This is a genomic window from Dietzia sp. PP-33, from assembly GCF_033790845.1.
Classification (GTDB): Bacteria; Actinomycetota; Actinomycetes; order Mycobacteriales; family Mycobacteriaceae; genus Dietzia.
In genome coordinates, this window is record NZ_JAMYEI010000005.1 from 11,393 (window position 1) to 32,111 (window position 20,719).

At 70.6% G+C, this 20,719-nt stretch carries 18 protein-coding genes; 7 read left to right on the forward strand and 11 right to left on the reverse strand.

What is annotated here, in order from left to right; all coding sequences use genetic code 11:
- Positions 1 to 28: 28 nt before the first annotated feature.
- The 5 genes from thiD to NJE57_RS10060 all read right to left on the reverse strand — a co-directional run bounded on the left by thiD (position 29) and on the right by NJE57_RS10060 (position 6,501).
- On the reverse strand, positions 29 to 853 hold the full coding sequence (thiD, locus tag NJE57_RS10040; protein WP_319028268.1) for a bifunctional hydroxymethylpyrimidine kinase/phosphomethylpyrimidine kinase: 825 nt from the start codon (positions 851 to 853) through the stop codon (positions 29 to 31).
- The gene (gene pheT / locus NJE57_RS10045) at positions 846 to 3,335 is read right to left on the reverse strand and encodes a phenylalanine--tRNA ligase subunit beta (protein WP_319028269.1); all 2,490 of its coding nucleotides are present in this window, start codon (positions 3,333 to 3,335) and stop codon (positions 846 to 848) included. The genes thiD and pheT overlap by 8 nt, the downstream gene beginning before the upstream one ends.
- A 42-nt stretch (positions 3,336 to 3,377) precedes the next feature.
- On the reverse strand, positions 3,378 to 4,433 hold the full coding sequence (gene pheS, locus NJE57_RS10050) for a phenylalanine--tRNA ligase subunit alpha (RefSeq protein WP_319028270.1): 1,056 nt from the start codon (positions 4,431 to 4,433) through the stop codon (positions 3,378 to 3,380).
- Between the two features lie 149 nt (positions 4,434 to 4,582).
- Positions 4,583 to 5,236, reverse strand: a complete 654-nt coding sequence (locus tag NJE57_RS10055; RefSeq protein WP_319028271.1) for a response regulator transcription factor — start codon at positions 5,234 to 5,236, stop codon at positions 4,583 to 4,585.
- Positions 5,237 to 5,241: 5 nt separating this feature from the next.
- On the reverse strand, positions 5,242 to 6,501 hold the full coding sequence (locus NJE57_RS10060) for a sensor histidine kinase (RefSeq protein ID WP_319028272.1): 1,260 nt from the start codon (positions 6,499 to 6,501) through the stop codon (positions 5,242 to 5,244).
- 151 nt (positions 6,502 to 6,652) lie between these two features.
- Here NJE57_RS10060 and NJE57_RS10065 point away from each other — a divergent pair, with 151 nt between their 5' ends.
- Both NJE57_RS10065 and NJE57_RS10070 read left to right on the forward strand, forming a co-directional pair.
- Positions 6,653 to 7,231, forward strand: coding sequence for a hypothetical protein (locus NJE57_RS10065; protein ID WP_319028273.1), 579 nt, complete (start codon positions 6,653 to 6,655; stop codon positions 7,229 to 7,231).
- On the forward strand, positions 7,231 to 8,049 hold the full coding sequence (locus NJE57_RS10070; RefSeq protein ID WP_319028517.1) for an alpha/beta-hydrolase family protein: 819 nt from the start codon (positions 7,231 to 7,233) through the stop codon (positions 8,047 to 8,049). The genes NJE57_RS10065 and NJE57_RS10070 overlap by 1 nt, the downstream gene beginning before the upstream one ends.
- On the opposite strand, the gene NJE57_RS10075 is transcribed toward NJE57_RS10070, so the two are convergent.
- The 5 genes from NJE57_RS10075 to infC all read right to left on the reverse strand — a co-directional run bounded on the left by NJE57_RS10075 (position 8,027) and on the right by infC (position 11,885).
- Complete coding sequence (locus NJE57_RS10075; protein ID WP_319028274.1) at positions 8,027 to 9,694, reverse strand: ABC-F family ATP-binding cassette domain-containing protein; 1,668 nt, start codon at positions 9,692 to 9,694, stop codon at positions 8,027 to 8,029. The genes NJE57_RS10070 and NJE57_RS10075 overlap by 23 nt on opposite strands.
- The gene (locus NJE57_RS10080) at positions 9,691 to 10,533 is read right to left on the reverse strand and encodes an RNA methyltransferase (RefSeq protein WP_319028275.1); all 843 of its coding nucleotides are present in this window, start codon (positions 10,531 to 10,533) and stop codon (positions 9,691 to 9,693) included. Before NJE57_RS10080 ends, NJE57_RS10075 begins: the two co-directional genes overlap by 4 nt.
- 10 nt (positions 10,534 to 10,543) lie before the next feature.
- A complete protein-coding gene (gene rplT, locus NJE57_RS10085) occupies positions 10,544 to 10,924 on the reverse strand; it encodes a 50S ribosomal protein L20 (protein WP_095717216.1) in 381 nt (126 codons plus the stop codon).
- Between the two features lie 68 nt (positions 10,925 to 10,992).
- Positions 10,993 to 11,187, reverse strand: a complete 195-nt coding sequence (gene rpmI / locus NJE57_RS10090; protein WP_319028276.1) for a 50S ribosomal protein L35 — start codon at positions 11,185 to 11,187, stop codon at positions 10,993 to 10,995.
- A gap of 92 nt (positions 11,188 to 11,279) precedes the next feature.
- Entirely contained in the window at positions 11,280 to 11,885 is a 606-nt protein-coding gene (gene infC, locus NJE57_RS10095) for a translation initiation factor IF-3 (protein WP_319028277.1), read from the reverse strand.
- Positions 11,886 to 12,218: 333 nt separating this feature from the next.
- On the opposite strand from infC, the gene NJE57_RS10100 reads away from it, so the two are divergent.
- Positions 12,219 to 12,629, forward strand: coding sequence for a hypothetical protein (locus NJE57_RS10100; RefSeq protein ID WP_319028278.1), 411 nt, complete (start codon positions 12,219 to 12,221; stop codon positions 12,627 to 12,629).
- 27 nt (positions 12,630 to 12,656) lie between these two features.
- On the opposite strand, the gene uvrA is transcribed toward NJE57_RS10100, so the two are convergent.
- Complete coding sequence (gene uvrA / locus NJE57_RS10105; RefSeq protein WP_319028279.1) at positions 12,657 to 15,683, reverse strand: excinuclease ABC subunit UvrA; 3,027 nt, start codon at positions 15,681 to 15,683, stop codon at positions 12,657 to 12,659.
- Between the two features lie 136 nt (positions 15,684 to 15,819).
- On the opposite strand from uvrA, the gene NJE57_RS10110 reads away from it, so the two are divergent.
- The 4 genes from NJE57_RS10110 to NJE57_RS10125 all read left to right on the forward strand — a co-directional run bounded on the left by NJE57_RS10110 (position 15,820) and on the right by NJE57_RS10125 (position 20,707).
- Positions 15,820 to 16,521 carry an MBL fold metallo-hydrolase gene (locus tag NJE57_RS10110; RefSeq protein ID WP_319028280.1) on the forward strand — a complete coding sequence of 234 codons (702 nt, stop codon included), beginning with the start codon at positions 15,820 to 15,822 and terminating at the stop codon, positions 16,519 to 16,521.
- A gap of 179 nt (positions 16,522 to 16,700) precedes the next feature.
- A complete protein-coding gene (locus tag NJE57_RS10115) occupies positions 16,701 to 17,729 on the forward strand; it encodes a DoxX family membrane protein (protein WP_319028281.1) in 1,029 nt (342 codons plus the stop codon).
- 177 nt (positions 17,730 to 17,906) lie between these two features.
- Positions 17,907 to 20,279 (forward strand): HelD family protein, encoded by a 2,373-nt coding sequence (locus tag NJE57_RS10120; RefSeq protein WP_319028282.1) that lies wholly within the window; start codon positions 17,907 to 17,909, stop codon positions 20,277 to 20,279.
- Entirely contained in the window at positions 20,276 to 20,707 is a 432-nt protein-coding gene (locus NJE57_RS10125) for a DUF732 domain-containing protein (protein WP_319028283.1), read from the forward strand. Before NJE57_RS10120 ends, NJE57_RS10125 begins: the two co-directional genes overlap by 4 nt.
- The last annotated feature ends 12 nt before the right edge of the window (positions 20,708 to 20,719 follow it).

Genomic DNA, 20,719 nt, shown 5'->3' on the forward strand with positions numbered 1-20,719 from the left:
TAGCGGAACAGCTCAGTGGTGGAACAGCTCAGTGGTGGAGGAACCAGGTGTGGTCGAGCGGCCCGGCCCCCCGGCCCACCCCGAGGGACATCCCACCCCTGAGCGCGCCGTCCATCCACGGCCGTACCCGCCGATAGGCCGCCTCGAAGTCGGCGGTTCCGACGCGGGCCGTGGCCAGGGCGGAGGACAGGGAACACCCGGTCCCGTGGGTGTGCGGGGTGTCCACGCGGACGAACGGCAGTCGCAGCGTCGTGCGCCGCTCGCGCACGGACCGCACGAGGACGTCCTCGGCGCTACCGTCCTCGAGGTCACCGGTCGTGGCCAGAACGGCGCACCCGGTCTGGTCGTGGACGAGTTCGGCCTGCCCCACGATCGTCTCGATGTCTCCGGCGGTCGCCTCCCCGCACAGGACTGCGAGCTCGGGGACGTTCGGCGTGACCAGATCCACGAGCGGAACCAGGTCCCGCAGCATCCGCGACGCGTCCCCGCTCGCGAGCCTGCCGCCTGTGGTGGCGACCATCACCGGATCGAGGACCACGTTCGGGGGTCGGCGGCGACGCAGCCAGTCGCCCACGGCCTCGACGAGGGAGGCCTCGCCGAGCATGCCGATCTTGACCGCATCGATCCGGACGTCGTCCGCGACGGCGTCGAGCTGGGCCACGACCGTGTCGACGGGTACGGCGTGCACACCGGTGACCCCGAGGGTGTTCTGGACGGTGACCGCGGTGACCGCCCCCATCGCGTACCCACCCATCGCGGCGACGGCCTTGACGTCGGCGAGCAGGCCCGCACCTCCCGACGGATCGGTGCCCGCGATGCACAGGACCAGCGGGACCCTCGCCGCCTCAGCCACGGAGGCTCGCTCCCACGGCCGCCTCCGCGGCCTCCACCGCGGCCGTGCGCCAGTGCGTGCCCTCGTCCTCGGTGAGCGTGCGGTCATCGGCGCGGAATGTCAGCGCGTACGCCAGGGACTTGCGTCCCTCACCCAGCTGGGAGCCGGTGTAGACGTCGAACAGTCGGACACTCTCGAGCAGGTCCCCGCCACCGGAGCGCAGTGCCGCCTCGACGGCGGACGCGGGCACGGAGACGTCCACCACGAGGGCGACGTCCTGGTTGACGGCGGGGTACGGCGAGATCGACGGAGCGGGCAGGACCTCGCGGGCCCCGACAGCGGTGAGGTCGAGCTCGAGCGCGCAGGACCGTCCCGGGAGGCCGAGCCGTTCACACGCCGCCGGGTGCAACTCGCCGGCGTGGCCGACCACCTCTCCATCGACGATGACCTCGACACACCGACCCGGGTGCCACGGCGCGTGGTCCGCCGCCCGGACATCGATGTCGGCGCCCAGGGCCCGGCCGACGACCCGGGCCGCGTCGACGGCGTCGAGGGCATCGGCGTCACGGCCCGGCCCGAAGTGGCTCGCCGGCACCCGCCTACCGGTGTAGAGGGCGGCCACGTGCACGGGTTGATGGGGTAGCGAGGCGCTGAGCGCCTGCCGCTCCCGCGCCGTCGGCTCGCGGTCGACGGGCAGCATCTCCACCGCCCCGGTGGTCGGGGTACGGAAGGACACCTGCGCGATCGAGTACAGCGACAGATCGCGGCTGCCGCGGGTGAGATTGCGCCGGGCGATCTCCACCATCGACGGCAGGAGCGTCGTGGCGAGATGCCCCTTGTCGCTCTCCAGGGGGTTGACCACGGCCATGGTGCTGCGGCGCTCGTCGTCGTCGTCCAGTCCCATGGCGTCGAACACCGACGGGTCACAGAACGGGGACGTGAGTACCTCCACGTGCCCGGCCGCCGCCAGGGCGTGTGCCACCCCGCGGCGGCCGCGCTGGGTGGCGGTGAGCCCGCGGCCGGCCGGGGCGGTCGGCAACACGGACGGGATGTTCTCCAGTCCCTCCAGGCGCAGCACCTCCTCGACCAGATCCGCGGGCAGGGTCAGGTCGGGGCGCCAGGCCGGGGCGGTCACCTCGAGCAACACCGAGTCGTCACCGGCGACGGTGCACCCGATCTGCTCCAGACGGTGGCGGGTGGTCCCCACCGGATACTCGACCCCCGCCACCCGCGAGGGGCGCTCAGGATCGAACGCGATCGTCGGCATCGCGGGCGCCGACCCGACGTCCGTGAGAGAGGCCTCCACGGTGCCGCCGGTGATCTCGGCGAGCAGCGTGGCCGCGCGGTCCAGCGCCGCGATCGACGCTGCGGCGTCGACCCCGCGCTCGTAGCGCTTGCCCGCCTCGCTGGGGAGTTTGTGGCGGCGGATCGTCCGGAACACCGCGAGGGTGTCCCACACGGCGGCCTCGAGCAGGACGTCGGTCGTGTCGTCGGAGACCTCGGTGCTGGCGCCACCCATGACGCCGGCCATCGAGATCGGGCCGCGGTCGTCGCAGATGACGACGTCCTCGGGGTCGAGCGTGCGCTCCACGTCGTCGAGGGTGGTGAGCGTCTCCCCCGCGCGGGCCCGGCGGACGGTCAGCCCGCCCTGCAGGTGAGCGGCGTCGAACGCGTGCATCGGGTGCCCCAGCTCGAGCATCACGTAGTTGGTGACGTCGACGGCCGGGGAGATCGGGCGCACGCCCGACAGCAGCAGCCGCCGCGCCATCCACCACGGGGTGCGGGCAGTCGGGTCGATGCCCGTGACGCGGCGCAGGGCGAACCGCTGCGCACCGGACTCCTCGGCCACCTCAAGCGGCCAGGCCTCGCCCTCGGACGGCAGCTCGAGCTCGACCGCCGGATCCGCGAAGTCCAGGCCGAACCCGCACGCCAGCTCGCGGGCCAGGCCGCGGGCAGACAGGCAGTAGCCGCGGTCCGGAGTCACGTTGAGTTCGATCACGGTGTCCCGCTCGCCGGCGCCGGCCGCGAGCACCGGTGCGGCGGGATCCCCGGGCTCGGCGGTGTCCTCGGCGAGGACGATGATCCCGCTGTGGTCGGAGCCGATCCCCAGCTCGGAGGCCGAGCAGATCATGCCCTCACTCGGCTTGCCGTACGTCTTACGCTTGCCGATCTCGAACCCGCCCGGCAGGACGGTGCCCGGCAGGGCGACGACGACCAGGTCGCCTTCCGCGAAGTTGCGGGCACCGCACACGATCTGCTGCGGCTCGTCACCGCACACGTCGACCAGACAGAAGCGGATGGGCTTCTTGAAGCCCTCCAGCTCCTCGATGCTGCTGACCCGGCCGATGGTGAGCGGGCCGTCGATCTCGGGCAACTGCTCCGGCTCGCCCTCCACCTCGAGGCCGACGCGCACGAAACCGGCGTCCAGCTCGGCCGGGCTCACGGACCAGCCGTCGTTGGCCCGCTGCAGGATCTCGGTCAGCCAGGACTGCGCAATTCGCACTGTGGGGTCCTTCGTCTTCTGGGGTGGGGTGGATGCGGCGGGTCAGGAGCGGATGCCGAACGGCAGGGAGAAGCGGACGTCGCCCTCCACCATGTCGCGCATGTCGGACAGGCCGTTGCGGAACTGCAGGGTGCGCTCCAGCCCCATGCCGAACGCGAAGCCCGAGTACTCTTCGGGGTCGATGCCGCAGGCGGTGAGCACGTTGGGGTGCACCATCCCGCAGCCGCCCCACTCGACCCAGCCGGCGCCGCCCTTCTTGCGCGGGAACCACACGTCGACCTCGGCGGAGGGCTCGGTGAACGGGAAGTAGTTGGGCCGCATCCGCGTGCGGGTCTCCGGACCGAACAGGGCGCGGGCGAACGCGTCGAGCGCGCCCCGCAGGTGCGCCATGGTCAGCCCCTTGTCGATCGCCAGGCCCTCGACCTGGTGGAACACCGGGGTGTGGGTGGCGTCGAGTTCGTCCGTACGGAACGTCCGTCCGGGGCAGGCCACGTAGATGGGCGGCTCCCGGTCCAGCATCGTCCGGATCTGCACCGGCGAGGTGTGCGTGCGCAGCACCTGGCGACTGCCGTCGGGCGCGATGTGGAAGGTGTCCTGGAGGGTGCGCGCGGGGTGGTCCGGCAGGAAGTTGAGCGCGTCGAAGTTGTAGTGCTCGGCCTCGACCTCCGGCCCCTCGGTGATCTCCCAGCCCATGGCCACGAACACGTCAGCGACCTGCTCGGTGATGATCGTGATGGGGTGCTGGGCGCCGACCGGTGCCCGACCGGACGGCACGGTCAGATCGAGGGTCTCCGCCACCAGGACGGCGGCGTCGCGCTCGGCCTGGAGCTCGGCGAGACGGGCGTCGTACGCCTGTTGCACCCGCCCCCGGGCCGCGTTGACGGCCTTGCCCGCCGAGGCCTTCTGCTCCTTGGGCAGCGACCCGAGGGTCCGGCGACCCAACGCGATGGGACTGCGGTCCCCCAGGTGCCCGGTCTTGGCCGCGGCGAGTGCCTCGAGGTCACCCGCGGCGGCGAAAGCGTTCTCGGCCTCCGCCGCGTATCGCGCCAGCGACTCCTCGTCGATCTGCACCTCGACCGCGCTCGTGTCTTCGCTCACCTGTGCTCTCGTCCTCCCCTGTCGCCGCGACCTCCGGCGAGGCGTGTCGGTATCCGGAAACAGACTAGTCGATCGTCTCGTGAGCTCCCCCGGTGCGCACTCCCTCGCACCGCATGCCTCCACGTCCCCGCGCGCGCAGCCCCGCGCGGTCAGACCACGCCGTTCTCGTAGGCGTACACCACCACCTGCGCCCGGTCCCGGAGTGTGAGTTTCTGCAGCACCCGGCGTACGTGGGTCTTGACGGTCTCCTCAGAGATGAACAGTTCGGAGGCGATCTCCGCGTTGGACCGCCCGGTGGCGATCTGCTCGACGGTCTCGAGTTCACGCGGGGTCAGACTCTCCAGCTCTCGTGCAGTGCGCCGCGGCCGTCTGTTTCTCGCGACCGTCTCCCGGATCAGCCGCCGCGTGACCGTGGGCGCCAACAACGCCTCCCCGGCCACGACGACCCGAACGGCGCGGAACAACTCCTCGGCCGGTGCGTCCTTGAGTAGAAAACCCGAGCAACCGATGCGCAGAGCTTCGTATACATAGTCGTCCAGGTCGAACGTGGTGAGCATGATGATCCGGGGCGCCGGATCGAGGCCGGATCCCAGGATGCGGCGCGCGGCCTCGAGTCCGTCCATCTCGGGCATGCGCACGTCCATGAACACCACGTCGGGCCTGAGGGCGTCGACCTTGGCCACCGCTATCGCTCCGTTCTCGGCATCCCCGATCACGGAGATATCCGTCTGCGCGTCGAGCAGCGCGGCGAATCCCTGCCGGACCATGGCCTGGTCGTCGACTATCAACACCGAGACGGTCATTCCGGTCAGCCTAGACGCGATCGCGTCCGCTTCCCGGTACGGATCGGGACGGTCGCCGACACCGTGAACCCCCCATCTGCCGCAGGCAGGGCGGCGAACGTGCCACCCACGGCCTGCACCCGGGCGGACATCCCCTTGATCCCGGATCCCCCACCACTGCCCGGCGAGATGAGGGCGCCCGGTGCGGCCGGGCCACTGTCCACCTCGAGCATCGCTGTCGCGCGCGCGTCGCCGGAATCGACGCTGGCCACCGTGAGGGTGACGACGACGAGGCCGCCCGGTGCGTGTCGTGAGGCATTGGAGAGGGATTCCTGGAGGACCCGGTGCAGAACGACCCCGGCGGTCTCGTCGATCTGGTCGGTCGCCCCCGTGATCTGCCACGTGATGTCCACTCCCGACCGGCGGGCGGACTGGAGCGTCGGTTCGATCTGGTCGACCCCCACCGGCTCCACCGCCCCGGACTCCGCGTCCGTTCGCAACACCCCGAGCAGGCCTCGGACCTCGTCGAGTGCCTCGCGGGCCGTCCCGGCGATCGAGTCGAACTCCGCGTGGATACCCGGCGTGACCCCCTGGAGCCGGTATGGCGCGGACTGCGACTGGACCACGATCATCGACATCTGGTGCGCCACCACGTCGTGCAGGTCGCGGGCGAGGTGATTGCGTTCCTCCGCCATCACCCGCAGATCGGACTGCTCCGAGGAACGCTCCGATTCCCTGGCCAGCTGGGCGTGCGAACTCCTGAGTTGCCGGCGAGAGGACACCAACCAGCGGACGATGAGGACCACGGCGGAGAAGACCGCCACGCCGACCATCCATCCCACGCTGACCCTGACCTGCGGGCCGAACGCCATCAGCACCATCGTCGCCGCGATCGCCGTCGCCACCCGCGGCGGGGTCTCGACGAGGATGACGGCGGCCAGACACACGGCCAGGGTCAGGTGGAACACCACCGGCCACCCGAGGGGGTAGCCGGGCTCGACCCGGAACGGGACCGCGACGAGGCATGCGACCACCACGACGCCCCACGACACGAACGGGGTGTGCCGGACTACGGCGACCGGCAGCGAGCACAGTACCGCCAGAACCGGCACGAGAACCGGCCAGAGGTCGTGGGTGACGAAGAACGTCGGCCACGCCACGGAGAGGAACGCGAGTGCGACGACGATCGCGACATAGTCCCATCCACGGCGCCGGAAGCCGTCCCAGATGACGGTGCGGAGGTCGGAGGTTCCGACCCCGGTGGGCCTCGCGTCGTCTCGGTTCATGCCGATGACGGTATTCGCCGCCATCCTCCCTGGACATACCTCTCAAGGCGGAGATCGGTGGTCACCCTCACGAGGTAGCCCCGGAGGGTGAACACGGGATCACCACCCCGGGGGATCCGTTCGGCGGACCCGCGGACCTAGCTTCGCCGTCATGCCGATTGCCTCCACCGCCCGCCCGCGACATCCGTCGACCGTCCACGCCCGGGCCACCGCGGCCCTCCCCCTCGTGATCACGGCTGTCCTCAGCGTGTCCGTCACCGCGGCCGCGTCCTCGGCACCGACCCCGGAGGTCGCCGGCCGGACGGTCGACGAACCCATGGCCGCCGCCGCACTCACGGCGGCCCGGGCACTGGCCGACGGCGTCCTGGGGGCCGCCGTGGTAAGCGACGAAATGGTCGGTGAGCTCGGTTACACACCCGTCCTCGAGCACGGTCTGGTGGCCAAGGCGAGCGGCGACTGCTCCTCCCCCGTGCCCCTGCCGGCGGAGTTCGAACCGGCTTGCCGGGTGCACGACCTGGGATACGACCTCCTGCGCGTGGCCCACCGACGGGGGGCCACGATCCCGCCGGCGCTGCGACCCGACCTCGACTCACTGCTGGGAAGGCAGATGCGGGGCGCGTGTGGTGACCGCCTCCCGTGCCGTGCGATGGCCGACGTCGCGACCGTGGCCGTCCACGGCAACACGGTGCGCCAGGGGTACGGCGCCCCTGTCGAGGGGCGGCTCCCGTGATGCCCCGGATCGCGGCGCGGCTGCTACTCGTCGTGCTCGCGCTCCACGCCATCAGCACCGCAGCAGGGGCGACACTGTGGTGGGCGCTCGACTCAGGACCGCTGACGAGCGAACCGGAGCTCGTCCTCGCCGCACGATCGGGACACGGAGCGGTACGGACCTTCGGCGACTACCCGGGTCTGGACCCGCGGACAGCCGCCCGACGTACCGTGGACAAGCTCGCGGACGCAGGCGGTTTCGATCGCTCGGTTCTCGTAGTGGTCATCCCCACGGGATCCGGTTGGGTCGATCCCGTGCAGGTGACCGCCACCGAGAGGTGGGCCGGCGGGGACATCGCGACGGTGGCGATGCGCTACTCCTCGGCGCCGTCAGCTGCCGCCTATCTCCTCCGGCCGGATCTGGCGACGCGATCCGCCAGTGCATTGCTCACCGAGGTCACCGGACGGCTCCGCGCCCTGGACCGGGACGTGAGGCCACAGCTGGTCGTGCACGGCCTGAGCCTGGGCGCGCGGGCGGGCTCCGCGGCCCTCGCCGATCCGGCGATCGAGAGCCTCGTCGACTCCGCACTGTGGCAGGGCCTGCCAGGCGGGAGCACCGAGGCCGGCCGTCCCCACCGATCAGACCGCTGCACCGTGTCGTCGATGAACGCCGATGACCCGGTCACCCAGCTCTCGTGGGGCCTCCTGCGCGATCCCCGACGGGCGGTCCGGGTGCTCACGGCTCTGCCCGGCTCGGATTCGGCGGCGCCCGGGGCCGGCCACCGCTATCGTCCGATCCTGCCCCCGCCGGGATGCGTCACGCCGAGCCCCGCTCGGTGACCCGGCCCGCATCCACCTCGAGTTCCCGGGTGGCCCGGAACCCCTGTCGCATCCGCCGGTCGTGGGTCACCAGGAGGACCGTGCCGCCGAACGCCTCCACCGCCTGCTCGAGCTGCTCGATGGCGGCGAGGTCGAGATGGTTGGTGGGCTCGTCCAGGACGAGGAGGTTGACCCCACGCTGCTGCAGCAGGGCCAACGCGGCCCGGGTCCGCTCCCCTGGGGACAGGGACACGCAGGACCGGGCGACGTGTTCGCCGGTCAGACCGAACTTGGCCAGTAGCGTCCGGCCCTCCGTGGGGTCGAGACCCGCGGGATCGGCGGCCACGCAGAACGTGTCAAGCAGCGGTTCCGGGCCACCGAACTCCGCGCGGGCCTGGTCGACGCGACCCGCCGCGACGCCGGCCCCCGTGGTGGCCCGACCGGTGTCCGGGAGACGATCTCCGGCGACCAGCCCCAGCAGCGTGGACTTCCCGGAACCGTTGGAACCGGAGATCAGCACCCGGTCCCCGGCGTCGATCTGCACGGTCACCGGCCCCAGGACGAAGTCGCCGCGCCGGACCACCGCCTCGGACAGCACGGCCACGACCGAACCCGACCGGGGTGCGGCCGCGATCTCCATCTGCAGCTCCCACTCCTTGCGCGGCTCCTCGATCACGTCGAGCCGATCCATGGCGCGCTCGGTCTGGGAGATCTTGGCGGCCTGCTTCTCCGACCGCTGGCCGGCCCGGTTGCGGATGTGCTTGTCCCGTTCGGCGTCCCTGCCTCCGGATTTGCGCATGGTGTTGCGGACGCCCTTGTCGAGCCACGTCTTCTGTGTCTGCATCCGGTCCTTGAGCTGACCGACCCGACCCGCGTACTCCTCGTAGGCCTCGCGCGCCCGCTGCCGCGCCAGGGCGCGTTCGGCGAGGTACGACTCGTATCCGCCGTCGAACACGGTGATCTGCCGCTGCGCCGAGTCGAGCTCGACGATGCCGGTCACGCACCTGGCGAGGAACTCGCGGTCGTGGCTGACCACCACCATCGGGCGCCGCTCGGTCCGCATGAACTCCTCCAGGACGGCGAGCCCTGCCAGGTCGAGGTCATTGGTCGGTTCGTCCAGCAAGAGGATCTCGTACTGGCTCAGCAACACGGCGCTGAGGTTGACGCGGGCGGCCTGCCCGCCCGAGAGCGCCGCCATCGGGAGAGTCAGAACGGTTCCGTCCAGCCCCAGGCGGGCTGCGGTCACCGGGATCCGCTCGTCCAGGTCGCCACCGCCGAGCGCCAACCATCTCTCGAGGGCGTCGCCGTAGGCGTCGGCAGCCGAGTCCGAGTCCGCCATCTGCTGCGCGAGGGTGTCCATGTGTGCCTGCGCGTCGGCGACCCCGGTGACGCGGTGCAGGAAGTCGCGGACCACCTCGTCGTCGCGCCGCTCGACCTCCTGACGGAGGAGGCCCACCGTCGCGTGGGGTGGGCTCACGGTGATCGTGCCCGACGTCTCGGCGTCGGGCTCGCCGGCGAGGGCGTGCAGCAGCGTCGATTTGCCGGCCCCGTTGGGCCCGGTGAGACCCCAGACGTCGCCCTCGGCGACGACGAGGTCCAACCCGTCGAACAGGGTCCTCGCACCCCGCGAGGCACCCAGGCCGCGGGCGGTGAGAGTGGCGGTCACGAGGCCCCCGCCTGGAGGCGCGCGCTGGTGTGGAGGCAGATCGAGGCCGCGGTGACGATGTTCAGGCTCTCCGCCCGGCCCCGGATGGGGATACGTACCCGGAGATCGGCGGCGTCGGCGAGTGCGGCCGGGACACCGTGGGCCTCGTTTCCGAACACCCACGCGGTCGGCCCGGCGAGCACGTCGGCGGCGGACTCCACGTCCACCTCACCGTCCGCGGTCGCCACCGCCACCTGCAGACCCTGCTGGTGAGCACGCTCGACCAGGTCGCTCTCGGCGATCCCGCGCACGACGGGCAGATGGAAGATGCTGCCGGCGGACGCGCGGACCGCCTTGGTGTTCTCGGGGTCCGCCGCACCCTCGGTGAGCCACACCGCGTCCGCTCCCAGCGCGTCCGCGACGCGGACGAGGGTGCCGACGTTGCCGGGTTCGGCCAACGCCTGGCCCACCGCGACCAGTCGTGGCGCCGGCTCCGCGGGCTCTCCCGGGTCGCGCACGACCGACCGGCACAGCGCGACGATCCCGGTGGGCGAGACGGTGTCCGAGAGATCCCTGATCGCCCGTGCGGTGACGACGGAGACGGTCACGCCCGCCGCGGACGCGGTGGCGAGCAGCACCGGGAACCTGTCGATCGCGTCCTCGCTACAGAACACCTCGATCGCCGCGCGGCCGGTGAGGGCCGCCTCGACGGAGTTGGCCCCCTCCGCGAGGAAACGCCGTGACTTCCGGCGGGCGGCCGCGCGATGGAGCTTGGAAGCGGAAACGACCCGCGGGGTCCGTTCGGTGAACGGTTCCGCGGGTCGTCCCGTGCCCTCCCCGGGCCGGGTGTTGTGCGTCAAGTCGCAGGCGTCAGGCAGCCGGGGCGTTGACGTCGGCCGGCAGGGCCTTACGCGCGACCTCGATGAGCGCCGTGAAGGCGGCCGGATCGGTGACGGCCAGGTCGGCGAGCACCTTGCGGTCCACCTCGACGCCCGCGAGCTTGAGGCCCTGGACGAAGCGGTTGTACGTCATGTCGTTGGCGCGGGCGGCCGCATTGATACGGGTGATCCACAGCTTGCGGAAGTCGCCCTTGCGAGCGCGACGATCCCGGTAGCTGTAGGTCATCGAGTGGAGCATCTGCTCCTTGGCCTTGCGGTACAGCCGCGAACGCTGTCCGCGGTAGCCCTTGGTGGACTCGAGTACGGTCCTACGCTTCTTCTGGGCGTTGACGGCCCTCTTCACGCGTGCCACTGGTCAATCCTCACTGATCTTGGGTGATCGCCTCACGGCGACCGAAGGTCCTACGTATGGGAGAGGGCTCAGAGCCCGAGAAGCCGCTTGATGCGGGGGACGTCGACCGGGGCGACGTCCGTGCGGCCGTCGAGACGACGGGTGCGCTTGGTGGGCTTCTTCTCCATGATGTGGCGGCGGTTGGCCTGCTGACGCACCAGCTTGCCGGATCCGGTCTTCCGGAAACGCTTGGCGGTGCCCTTGTGGGTCTTCATCTTCGGCATGATCGGTCTTCCTCACATGGTTCGTCCCGAGAGACCGGTGGGGTCCCGGGTGAGCGGACGACGTGCGTCCGGTGGTCTGTTCGGCTCTGGGCCTACTCGGAGGCGGGGTCCGTGACCTTGGACTCCTGCGCCTTGGCACGGGTCTTGGCGCCGCGGTGGGGAGCGACGACCATGGTCATGTTGCGGCCGTCCTGCTTGGCGCTGGTCTCGACGTATCCGTAGTCGGTGATGTCGTCCGCCAGACGCTGGAGCAGCCGGAACCCGAGCTCGGGACGGGACTGCTCCCGACCACGGAACATGATCGTGACCTTGACCTTGGAGCCCTTCTCCAGGAAACGGACGACGTTCCCCTTCTTGGTCTCGTAGTCATGGGTGTCGATCTTCGGGCGGAGCTTCTGCTCCTTGACCACGGTCTGTTGCTGGTTCTTCCGCGACTCGCGCTCTTTCTGCGCCGCCTCGTACTTGAACTTTCCGTAGTCCATGATCTTGCAGACCGGCGGGCGCGCGGTGGGCGCGACCTCGACGAGGTCCAGATCGGCCTCCAGGGCCAGACGAAGTGCATCCTCGACGCGAACGATCCCCACCTGCTCGCCCCCGGGGCCGACGAGTCGGACTTCGGGGACACGGATTCGTTCGTTGATACGTGCTTCGGCGCTGATGGGCCCTCCTCGGTAGATGGATCTGGTGTCCGCGACCACTGGCGCGGTCGCGCATCCGCCCTCGAGGGACCCCTGGCCACACCGGGCACGCCGGTGAAACCGAGAAGGCCCCACGGCATGCATGCCGGGGGCCTCTCACTCCTCACCCGTCGACGTCGGCTCGCCTGCAGAAAATCGCAGGCCCCTCGTCGGGGGTGGTGACCATCAAACTACCTGGGGCGTCGGATGGTGGGAGATCGGGCTCCTCTTGGACGTCGGAACCCACCACGTAGCGGATTCCCACAGTCGATAGATGACTGTACCAGGAGTGTCGGGGACCCCCAAACCGGTCCGACCGCCCGACATCGGCCGGTCCGTGGGACAGTGTTCGCCATGAACACCGAGCAGCCCGCGTCCACTGATCCGGCGACCGCCGCGGCCGCGGCGAATTCCATCGGGGACCACCTCGACGCCCGCGAGGTCGAGATCGTCGAACTCGCCGACGTGCCCGCGCAGGAGATCATCTTCCGTTCGATCGTCGTGCTCATGAGTGCCGCCGCGGAGAAACTGGGGCTCTCCGACGACGACCCCACCTCGAGCCCGCACCTGGACCTCGATGAGTCCCGCAAGCTGATCACCTCGCTCGCCGGTCTCGTGGCCGGGTCCACCGAGTACCTCGGCCCGCAGGCCGGCGTGGTCCGCGACGGCCTGCAGGGACTGCAGCGCGCGTTCCGTGAGGCCAGCGCGTTCCCGGACGAGCCCGGGGAGGGCCCCGGCGAGAAGTTCACCGGCCCCGTCTACTGACGCGCACTGCCGACGCGCACTCCCCGATCAGCGCAGCGCCCGCGCCTTGCGGGCCGCCTTCGCCGCCGTCTTTCCCGCGGCCGTCTTGGCGGCCGCGGGCTTCTTCGTCGGCGCCTTCCGCGCGGGTGTCTTCGTGGCCGTGGCGTTCCCGGGGGGCGCCCCGGCCGCGGGTGCGTTTCCGGCGGGTGCCACCGGCGCAGCAGGAAGCACCTGCGCGAGGAAGCGCCCCGTATGGCTCTCCGGAACGGCGGCCACCTGCTCCGGTGTCCCCTCGGCCACCACGACACCGCCCCCCGCTCCGCCCTCGGGGCCCATGTCGATCACCCAGTCGGCGCTCTTGATCACGTCGAGGTTGTGCTCGATCACGATGACGGTGTTGCCCTTGTCCACCAGCCCCTGGATCACCAGGAGAAGCTTGGTGATGTCCTCGAAGTGCAGGCCCGTGGTGGGCTCGTCGAGGATGTAGACGGTCCGTCCGCTCGACCGCTTCTGCAGCTCGGCCGCCAGTTTGACCCGCTGAGCCTCACCTCCGGACAGAGTCGGCGCCGACTGACCCAGACGCACATATCCCAGGCCGACCTGCGACAGGGTCTTGAGGTAGCGATGGATCGAGGTGATCGGCTCGAAGAACTCACACGCCTCCTCGATGGGCATGTCGAGCACCTCGGCGATGGTCTTGCCCTTGTAGTGCACCTCGAGCGTCTCGCGGTTGTACCGGGCACCGTGGCACACCTCGCAGGGCACGTAGACATCCGGGAGGAAGTTCATCTCGATCTTGAGCGTGCCGTCCCCCTGGCACGCCTCACACCGCCCGCCCTTGACGTTGAACGAGAACCGACCCTGCTTGTAACCCCGGACCTTGGCCTCGGTGGTCGCCGCGAACAACGTACGGATCTTGTCGAACACACCTGTGTAGGTGGCCGGATTGGACCTCGGGGTCCGGCCGATCGGCGACTGGTCGACCTGCACCAACTTGTCGAACGACTCCACGCCGTCGATGCGGGAGTGCCGGCCCGGCACCTGCCGGGCCCGGTTCAGCTGGTTGGCCAACGCGGTCGCGAGGATGTCGTTGACCAGGGTGGATTTGCCCGAGCCGGACACCCCGGTGACAGCGCACAGCACGCCGCCCGGGAACACCACGTCGACGTTCTTCAGGTTGTTCTCGCGCGCTCCGCGCACGTGGAGCCTCTTGTCGCCGCTCAGTTCACGCCGCACCTCCGGTACCGCGATCGAGCGCCGACCCGCCAGGTAGTCACCCGTGAGCGACTCCTCGTTGGCCAGCAGCCCGTCGTAGTCACCCGAGTGCACCACCCGGCCGCCGTGCTCTCCCGCCAGCGGGCCGATGTCGACGATCCAGTCCGCCGAACGGATGGTGTCCTCGTCGTGCTCCACCACGAGCAGGGTGTTCCCGAGGTCGCGGAGCCGGACGAGCGTGTCGATGAGGCGCCGGTTGTCCCGTTGGTGCAACCCGATGGACGGTTCGTCGAGTACGTACAGCACGCCGGCCAGTCCGGACCCGATCTGGGTGGCCAGTCGGATGCGTTGGGCCTCGCCGCCGGACAGGCTTCCCGCGACACGGTCCAGCGACAGATAGTCCAGTCCCACATCCAGCAGGAAACCCATCCGGGCCTGGATCTCCTTGAGGACCCGCCCGGCGATCATCGCCTGGCGGTCGTCCAGCTCGAGCCCGGCCAGGAACTCCTCGCAGTCCGCGACGGACATCCGGGAGATGTCCGCGATCGACCTGTCCCGTCCGCCGGGGCCGGTCATCGTGACGGCGAGGATCTCCGGCTTCAGCCGGGTGCCCTCACAGGCCGGACACGCCACCTCGCGCATGTAGCCCTGATATCGCTCCTTCTGGGACTCCGATTCCGTCTGCTCCAGGCGACGCTTGAGGAACGACATGACGCCCTCGAACTTGGCGTCGTACGTGCGGACCCGGCCGTAGCGGTTGCGGTAGCGGACCCGCACCTTGGTCGACGCGCCTCCGAGGACCGCCTTGCGCACCTTCGCGGGCAGGTCCTGCCAGGGGGTCCGGAGGTCGAAGCCGAGGTCGTCGGCCAGGCCCGAGAGCAGTTGCTGGAAGTAGTCGGCGCTCTGTCCGCCGGACCACGGGGCGATCGCGCCGTCCGCGAGCGACCGTTCGGGATCGGGTATCACCAGATCGGGGTCCACCTCGAGGTGCGAACCCAGCCCGTCGCAGACGGGGCAGGCGCCGTAGGGCGAGTTGAACGAGAACGCGCGTGGTTCCAGGTCGTCCAGCGCGATCGGGTGGCCGTTGGGACACGCCATGTGCTCGGAGAACCGACGTCGTCGGCCGGGGTCGGCCTCGTCGACGTCCACGTAGTCGATCACGATGACGCCGTCGGCCAGTCCCAGCGCGGTCTCGACGGAATCGGTGAGCCGTTGCCGCGAGGACGATTTGGCGGCGAGACGGTCCACGACCACCTCGATGTCGTGCTTCTCCTGCTTCTTCAGGATGGGCGGCTCCGCGAGGGTGTGGAGTTCACCGTCGACGCGGATCCGGTTGTACCCGTCGGCCGCGAGCTGGGCGAAGAGGTCGACGAACTCGCCCTTACGGGTGCGTACGACCGGAGCGAGGACCTGGAAGCGTGCCCCCTCCTGTCCGTCGAGGATCTGGTCGACGATCTGCTGCGGGGTCTGGCGCGAGATCACCTCTCCGCACGTCGGACAGTGCGGGACACCGGCCCGGGCGTAGAGCAGACGCAGGTAGTCGTAGACCTCGGTGATGGTGCCGACGGTCGAGCGGGGGTTGCGATTGGTGGACTTCTGGTCGATCGACACCGCCGGGGAGAGCCCTTCGATGAAGTCGACGTCCGGCTTGTCCATCTGACCGAGGAACATCCGCGCATAGGACGAGAGGGACTCGACGTACCGACGCTGGCCCTCCGCGAAGATGGTGTCGAACGCCAACGAGGACTTGCCGGAGCCCGACAGACCGGTGAAGACGATCAGGGAGTCGCGCGGAAGGTCCACGTCCACGCCCTTGAGATTGTGTTCACGTGCGCCGCGGACGACCAGACGGTCCACCATGGGTACTCCTTCCGAGGGGGGATGTCGCCACATCGTCGTACGCGCCGCATGGCCGCCGTTCCCGCAGACGAAGGTACCAACGTACGCCGACACGCTTCCGACCACGAACCCCCGCCGCCACCAGTAGCCTGCAGTTATGTCGAATTCAATCGATTCCGTCCCCGACCACATCACCCTCAGCGAGGGTTATTCCGGCCGACTGGGCGGCCGGCTGACCGGCGAGCGATGGACCGACGGCCCGGCACGGCTGTCCAAGATCTCCGTGGGCGAGATGGACAACAACGTGTACGTGATCGAGTCGACCGCGACCGACGGCGTGCTGCTCGTCGACGCCGCCAACGACGCCCCGCAACTCATCGAGCATCTGCGGGACCGGGCTCCCGGGGTCAAGACCGTGCTCACCACGCACCTGCACGCCGATCACTGGATCGGGCTCGCCGAGACGGTCCGCGCCCTCGGACTGACCACCATCGCCTCGCCCGGTGATGCCGGAGGTATCGACGTGCCCACCGACCGCCACGTCTCCCACGGCGACGAGGTCGTCGTGGGAGACCTGCGCCTGGAGGTGATCGGGCTGCGTGGCCACACCCCCGACGGCATCGCGTTACTGCTGCGCACCGACGCGGGGACCCACCTGTTCTCCGGCGACTCGCTGTTCCCGGGCGGACCGGGGAAGACGGGGTCGGAGGAGGACTTCGCCACCCTCATGGACGACCTCGAGTCACGGGTCTTCGCCGCCCTCGACGACGACGTCGTGGTTCATCCGGGTCACGGCGACGACACCACCATCGGGGCGGAACGCCCGAACCTCGGACAGTGGCGCGAACGCGGGTGGTGAGACGCCGGACACGCCACGAGCCACGAATCCCAATCGTTATCGGGCGTCCGTCACGGCCGATCGCCGCAGCACACTCCCCCGGTCCGGTCCATCCGGACGCGGGGCGCTATCGCCGACCGGAGGCGCATCGCCGGTGTTTTCACTAGGTTCGAGCACGCATCCCAATCCCAGGAGGAACGATGATCCGACGACTCGCACGACCCATGCTCGCCACGGTGTTCGTCATCGACGGCGTGGAGACGCTTCGTAACCCGCAGGCCCATGTCGCCAAGGCGGCGCCCCTCGTGGACAAGGCCGCGCCCCTCGTGGAGAAGGGCGAGCAGGCCGTCAATGAGCACGTCACCACCTCGGTCCCGCCGGTGACCAAGGACACCGAGACCCTCGTCAAGGCCCTCGCCGGGGTCAAGGTCGGTGCCGGTGTGCTCTTCGCACTCGGCAAGGCCCCTCGCCTGTCGGCCCTCGCTCTCACCGCGTCGCACCTGCCCACGACGGTCACCCGCAACGATTTCTGGGCCGAGTCCGACCCGGCGGCCAAGAGCCGCAAGACCACCGGGCTCGCCACTGATGTCGCCCTGCTCGGTGCGCTGCTGCTCGCGTCCGTCGACACCGCGGGTCAGCCGGGCCTGGCCTGGCGCGCCAACAAGGTCGGCGACAAGGTCTCGGCCCGACTGCCCGGTGCGAAGGCCGAGTCCGCCGCGGCCGGTGCCGCCCTCACGGGGGTCGCCCACACCGTGGCCGACCATGCCCGTGGCGTCGCCGACACCGTGAAGGACCGGGCACCCGAGGTCGCGGACACGGTCCGCGAGAAGGCTCCCGAGGTCGCCGACCAGGTCCGCGGCCAGGCGTCCGGTTTCGCCGACGTCGTCCGGGAGAAGGCCCCGGAGGTCGCCGGACTCCTCCGCGAGCGCACCGCGTCCGCGAGGCAGCACGCCGCTCCGATCGCCGCCCAGGTACGCGATCAGGCCGGCGTCGCCGCCCACGTCGCCGCAGAGCAGGCCGCGGGAACCCGCGAGGTCGCCCGGGATCGCGCCACCCACGCCCGTGACGTCGCCGCCGCCCGGGCCCGGAAGGTGGACAGCAAGGAGCTGCGCAAGGCCGCCGACTCGGCGCGCAAGCAGGCCAGGAAGAAGGCGGGTAAGAAGTCCTCCGCCGCCAAGAAGGCCAGCGATCGCGCCCGGGTGAAGGCCGCCCGCGCCATCCGCCCCTGACGGACCGCTCCACCCGGCGCCGTCGCCCCGCACCGACGACGCCCCTTGCCGACGACCCCGCCCTCACCGGCGGGGTCGTCGGCGTAGGGGGCCCCGCGCGACACCCGGTAGCCTGGTTGTCCTGCCCTCGCGGTCCCCCCACCCGATGCGCAGCCCACCCCGCCGAGAGGAGCGCCCATGACGGGACACGACGCCGTCGACGAGGAACAGCGCCACCTCGGTCGTCTCCTCGATCGCCTCGAGGAGCTCCGTGCCGACACCCGGGCCCGCCTCGACTCCGTCCTCCGCGGTTCCGGGGGGACTCCACAGGCACGCTCGGAGCGGGAGTCCTTCGCCCGGCTCTACTCCTCGGAGTTGGCGGCGTACAACGCCGCCAACCTGGGCCTGTATTTCGGCCGTCTGGACATGGAGGACGGTGAGGTCCGGCGGATCGGGCGCGTGGGACTGAGGGACGACGACGAGGACCTCACCCCCCTGCTGCTGGACTGGCGCGCGGACCACAGTCGACCGTTCTACCTGGCCACCACCGCCCGTCCCGAGGGCGCACACCGTCGCCGCCATCTGCGCACCATCGGCAGAAGGGTCATCGGGGTCCACGACGAGTTCCTCACCGCACCCGCGGACGGCGAGGTGCCGCGAGACCACGACGACGTGGTGGGGGAATCCGCCCTCCTCGAGGCACTGGACAGCGCGCGCTCGGGCCACATGACGGACATCGTCGCGACCATCCAACGCGAGCAGGACGAGATCATCCGGAACCCACACGCCGGGGTCCTGGTGGTCCAGGGCGGTCCGGGGACCGGCAAGACGGCCGTGGCCCTGCACCGTGCCGCCTATCTGCTCTACACGCATCGCCGTCGACTCGATCGCAGCGGCGTCCTCATCGTGGGACCCAATGCCCGGTTCCTCGACTACATCGCGCGGGTCCTGCCCTCACTCGGCGAGTCGGGGGTGGTCCTACGGACCCTCGCGGACCTCTACCCAGGGGTCCGGGCCACCGGTCCCGAGACACTGCGCGGTGACGAGGTCAAGGGCTCGGCCGACATGGTCGACATCCTCAGGACCGCCGTCCGCACCCGACAGTTGGCCCCGCAGACGGATGTGGTGGTGCGGTGCGAGGGACACGAACTGGTGCTCACACCTGCGGCCGTCCGGGCCGCCCGGGGCCGGGCGCGGATGACCCGACGCCCGCACAACCAGGCACGCTCCACGTTCGCGGCGAGGATCATCGACGCGCTCACCGAGCAGTACGTGGCCGCGCTGACCGACCCGGTGGGGGACGCGGAGGACGCGGCCTGGTCCCCCGCGGGCGACGGGGTGGGGGACATCGGAGACCCCGCGCGACCGCTCCTGGACGCCGAGGACCGTGCGGCGCTGCGCACGGAGGTCGAAGGCGCGCCGGAGGTGCTCGCCGCCGTGGACGAGTGGTGGCCCACCCTGCGACCGGAGGAGCTGCTCGCCGACCTGCTGTCGAGTCGAGAGCGGATCGCCGAGGCGGCCGGTGACTATGTGCCCGAGGACCAGGCAGCGCTGTTCCGCGCGGACGGCGCCGCGTTCTCGGTCGCTGACGTGCCGCTCCTTGACGAGCTGGCGGAGTTGCTCGGCGAGGACCCCACCGCGGACGGCAGTGACGCCGACCGCGCCTGGGAGCAACAGGTCCGCCAGGCCGAGGAGGCGCTCGAGATCCTCACCGGGTCCGCGGTCCAGGACATCGAGGACGATCTCGACCCCGAGGTACTCATGGCCTACGACGTCGTCGACGCCGAGTCACTCGCCCGGCGGCACAGTGCGGACTCCGACCTCACCGTCGCCGATCGCGCGGGGTCGGACCGGACGTGGGCGTTCGGTCATGTGATCGTCGACGAGGCGCAGGAACTGTCCGCCATGGCCTGGCGGGTGATCATGCGTCGCTCACCCAACCGCTGGATGACCCTCGTCGGGGACGTCGCACAGACCTCCAGCCCGGCGGGGATCGACTCGTGGGACGACGCACTGTCTCCCTACGTCGATGACCGGTGGGTCCTCTGCGAACTCACCGTCAACTACCGCACCCCGGAAACCGTCTCCGCGGTGGCGGACCTACTGCTCGCCCAGATCGACCCGGCCGCGACGGCCCCGCGACCGGTGCGAGCCGGACGACGGCCGGTGGCGTGGTTGGAACCGGAGGCAGGTTCGGTGAACCGGGTGGTGGCCGGGGAGATCGCACGCGTGCCGGACGAGCGCGCGGTGGCCGTGCTCCTCCCCGACGGCGAGGACGACGAGCCCGAGAGGTCGACCGAGATCACCGCCCTCGTCGAGACCGTCGCCGCGACTCGGCCGGGCACCGCCGTCCTCCCGCTGGCCCTGGCCAAGGGACTCGAGTTCGACGTGGTCGTGGTGGTGGATCCGGAACACGTGCTCGAACGCTCACCGCAGGGCCTCCAGGATCTCTACGTGGGGGCCACCCGCGCCACCCAGGAACTCGTCCTGGTCCAGCCGGGCGGTTTCGGCACCCTGCTCGGACGGATCCGTGACACCGTCACCGACGACGCACAGGAGCTCACCGCATGAGCGGCAACCCACGACACATCGTCGCGGCCACGACACTGTCCGCCCTCCTCGCGGTGAGCGCGGCATGTGGGGGCGCGGAGGTGGCCCCGGAACGGACCGTGAGAGCCGAGACAGCGGGACAGACCACGGATGTCTCGGGCCCGGCCCCGACGAGCAGCAGTGCGACGAGCCCCGTCAGGGACGGTTCGGAGCAGCACTTCCTCGACGACCTGGCCGCCTTCGGGCTACCCACGGGGATGACCGCTGCCACCACCGTCGAGGTGGGGATCGGGATCTGCCGCAGCATCGCCGACGGGGCCGACACCGAGACGATCCTCGACCGTATCCGCCCTCTCACGAGCGCGATCGCCGCACAGGACCCCGAGCGTGACACCGCGGAGGTGGGCCGGGCCATCGTCGACGCGAGCCGGGCCCACCTCTGCGACTGACCGCCCGGGGGG